The organism is Kribbella sp. NPDC056345, from assembly GCF_042262745.1.
GTDB lineage: Bacteria > Actinomycetota > Actinomycetes > Propionibacteriales > Kribbellaceae > Kribbella.
Window position 1 is genome coordinate 1 of the sequence record NZ_JBHJQQ010000036.1, and the last position, 3,680, is coordinate 3,680.

Genomic DNA, 3,680 nt, shown 5'->3' on the forward strand with positions numbered 1-3,680 from the left:
TCGGCATGCTCAAGGTCTACGCCACCGAACTAGCCGTGGAAATCACCCAACGCGCCGTCCAGATCCACGGCGCCACCGGCGCCCTGATCGAGACGACCTACGCCGACACGTTCCGGGTCACGCTCCCGGCCGTCCGCCTGGACGAGGGCCCGCCCACCGTGGATGGCTTCGGCGTCGTCAAGCCGACGTTCAACTTCACCGGCCTGTACGACGGCACGAACCAGCCGAAGATCGAGATCATCTCGACCGAAGCGACTCTGTGAGCCCGGCGTGGTTCAGAACATTCGCGTGATCGGTACCGGCCAGCTGCTGGAGTTGTCGGCGCGGCTGCGCCGGGCCGGTCACGAGAACATCCGCTCCAGCTTCCACCGGCGCATCCGGCGGGCGGCGGAACCCCTGCGCGACGACCTGCAGGACGCCATCCGCCGCCTGGACATCCGCTCGCAGGGCCGGGGGTTCGGCAAGCGTGGCGGGCGGTCGCCGACCACGCGCCCCCTGCGCCGGTCGATCGCCGCAGCCATCCGCATCTCGGTCCGCAACACCGGCAATCCGGGCGCCCGCGTCTGGCTCGACAAGGGACTCCTGCCGCCAGACATCCCCATGGGCGTCGTGAACCGGCTCAACGAAGGCCGCCTCCGGCACCCCGTGTTCGGCAACAAGCGCCGGTGGGCGCAGCAGAACGCCACGCCTCTGTGGTGGGACCGGACCGTGCGCTCTCACCACGACCGCATCACCCGTGAAGTCGGCCGCGTCGTCGATGACGTGCGCCGGCACCTCGAATAGGAGCAACACCCGTGATCGTTGTCTACACCCCTGCGGGCGGCGAGCCCGAGCAGTACGACGCGTCCAGCCTGCGCGTGTCCGAGGCCGCGATCGTGCAGCGCACCGTCGACATGAAGTGGCAGGAGATCAAGGAGGGGTTGGAGAGCGACGACCTGGACGCGATGCGCGGCATCGTCTGGGTCATCAAGAAGCGCTCCCAGCCCAGCCTGCGGTTCGGGGAGTTCGACCCGGGCGTGGACGAGATGGTCTCCCGCATGGACCGGCGGGAAGTCGAGGCCTACGTCGACAACGCGTTCGCGACCACGCAGGACGACAGCGAGCTGACCCCGGAGACGGTGGCCGGCATCCTCCTCGAGCGGCTGCCGAGTGTGGCCGCCGATCCTGAGCACGCGCGCGCCCTGATCGACGCCCGGGCCACCAGCCCAAAAGCGGCGGCCGACGAGCCGCTGCCGGAGGAGACACCGGGCGAGGCTACGAGCCCGAGCCCGACATCGAACGAGCCCGAGGCCTCTACCTCGGACTCTTCGCCCACGTCCTCCACATCCCCCCTGCAGCCGTCGACGAGCTGACCATCGACGACTTCTACAACCTGACCGCCTGGATCGACCAGCACCAGGCAGCCCTCCAGGCGGAAGGTGGTTGAGCCGTGCCGTCGATGAACTTCCTCCTCACCGGCCAGGACCGGTTGAGCCACGTCTTCGACCGGATTGGGGACCGCGCGCAGCGGCTTCACCGGCGCATCGACGATGCGACCACTCGCGGCAATGTCGCAATGAGCCGCTTCACCAGTAACACGTCCCGACGCCTGTCCCAGATGCAGCAGGACAGCGAGGCCGGCGGGAAGGCGCTGGAGAAGCTGGCGGGCGCCGCGCTGCTGCTGGCTCCGGCCGCGATCCCGGTCGCCGCAACGCTGGCGCCGATCGCAGCCGGGGCGGGCACGGTCGCCGTCGCGATCGCAGCGATGGGTGCCGCCCTGGTCCCGCAAATCTCTGCTCTGGGCGACGCGGCTGAGGCGGAGACGAAGTGGCAGGACGCGGTCGCCAAGAGTGGCGCCACCTCGGCGGAAGCAGCGCAGGCGCAGGCTGCCTACGCCAAGACCGTGGCCGAACTGCCGCCCGCCACACGTCAGGCGGCGGCCGCGTTCAGCGTGCTCAAGGACGAGTTCGCGGACTGGTCCGACGAGCTGGCCGGCGACACGATGGCCCCAGTCATCAAGAGCATCGGCATCGCCAACGCCCTGTTGCCGAAGACGTCCGGCCTAGTCCGTGCCGCCTCGTCGGAGACCGACCGCTTCCTGACGATCATCGGCGGCTCGATGGCCTCTCCTGGCTTCGACCGCCTCAACGACAAGTTCACCACGTTCACACAGCGCACGTTGCGCAACCTGAACGACGGATTGGTGCACCTGCTGCGCACCAGCGACGGCAAGGTCGGCAGCAACCTGGCAGAGTTCATGGACTACGCCAGAGCCCAGGGGCCGTTGGTCTCCAGCGTCCTGCGCAACATTGGCACCACGCTGATGAACGTGCTGCGGGCGGGCAGCGACGTCGGCGTGGGCATGCTGCAGGTCATCAACGTCCTCGCCAAGCTCGTCTCGGCGGTCCCGCCTGGCACCATCGCCGCCCTCCTGCAGCTGGCGTTCGCGATGAAGGTGACTAAGGCGGCCGCGTTCGGTCTGGCCGCGGCGCGCACGGCCGTGGCTGCGTTCATGACGCAGCTCATCGCGATGGGGAACGCGGCCGCGGGCACGCCTGGGCGGCTGCGCGCGGTCGGCGCGGCGATCGGCGCCCTGTCCCGCAGCGCGAAGGTGGCGCTGGCTGGCACGGGTATCGGTCTGCTGCTGGTCGCGCTCGCCGAGCTGCAGCAGCGGGGCAAGTCGGTGCCTCCGGACGTCGACAAGCTGACCACGTCGCTGGGCACGCTGGGCCGCACCGGGCGGGTCACGGGCGAGGCCGCGCGGGTGATGGGCAAGGACATGGAGGGCCTGGCCTCCGCTGTCGAGCGTGTCGCTGGCCACAGCGGCGGCATGGACTCGTTCAACGACGTCATGAACCGGATCTTCACTCTGGGCATGGCGGACAGCAACTCCATGAAGGTGGCCAAGGAGGACCTGGACGGTATCGACCAGGCGCTCGCCAACCTCGTCAAGGGCGGCAACGCCAGCTTGGCCGAGGCCGCGCTGAAGCGGATGAGCGACGCCTACGGCAAGGGCGGCCGGGACACCCGTGAGTTCACCTCGCGGCTGGACGCCTACAAGCAGGCTCTGGCTGACGCCAAGTTCGAGCAGCAGCTCGCCGCCGACAGCATGGGCCTGTTCGGCGCGCAGGCGCAGGCCGTGCAGCAGAAGCTGAACGCGCAGAAGATGAGTGCGGACGGGCTGCGCCAGTCGATCCAGGCGCTGTCGGAGACGTCCCGGAACGCGTTCGACGCCGAGACGAAGTTCGAAGCGGCGATCGACAACGTCACCAAGTCGCTGAAGGCCAACGGCAAGACCCTCGACGTCGGCACGGACAAGGGCCGCGCAAACCGGGACGCCCTGTCGCAGATGGCGGCGGCGACCGAGGACGCCGCGGCCAAGGCCCGCGAGAACGGCGCCTCGTGGACAGAGGTCACCCGGATCTACGACAAGGGCCGCAAGACCCTCGTCGACAACGCGTTTGCGATCACCGGCAACCGGAAGGAAGCCGAGCGGCTCGCGGGCACGCTGCTGAAGATGCCGTCGCCGAAGATGCGCCTGGAGATGCGCACCGAGGGCGCGATCACAAGCCTCAACGGTGTCGTGGCGGCGATGAAGAAGGCGCCCGACTCGAAGAAGGTCACGGTCAAGGCGCTCACCGCGGCGTCCAGGGCGGCGTCCTGCTCGGCCTCGGTGGCCAGGTCGGTGTTCGCCACCGAGA

General features: G+C 69.2%; 4 protein-coding genes. All 4 read left to right on the forward strand.

What is annotated here, in order from left to right:
* The coding region (locus ACFCV3_RS42595) for an acyl-CoA dehydrogenase family protein (RefSeq protein ID WP_376041165.1) at positions 1–263 on the forward strand (263 nt) is incomplete at its 5' end.
* Between the two features lie 7 nt (positions 264–270).
* Positions 271–783: a hypothetical protein gene (locus tag ACFCV3_RS42600; RefSeq protein ID WP_375852328.1), complete on the forward strand. Its 513-nt coding sequence runs from the start codon at positions 271–273 to the stop codon at positions 781–783.
* A gap of 11 nt (positions 784–794) precedes the next feature.
* Positions 795–1,352, forward strand: coding sequence for a hypothetical protein (locus ACFCV3_RS42605; RefSeq protein ID WP_375852327.1), 558 nt, complete (start codon positions 795–797; stop codon positions 1,350–1,352).
* Between the two features lie 77 nt (positions 1,353–1,429).
* Positions 1,430–3,680, forward strand: a 2,251-nt coding sequence (locus tag ACFCV3_RS42610) for a hypothetical protein (RefSeq protein WP_376041168.1), incomplete at its 3' end; no start/stop codon positions are given.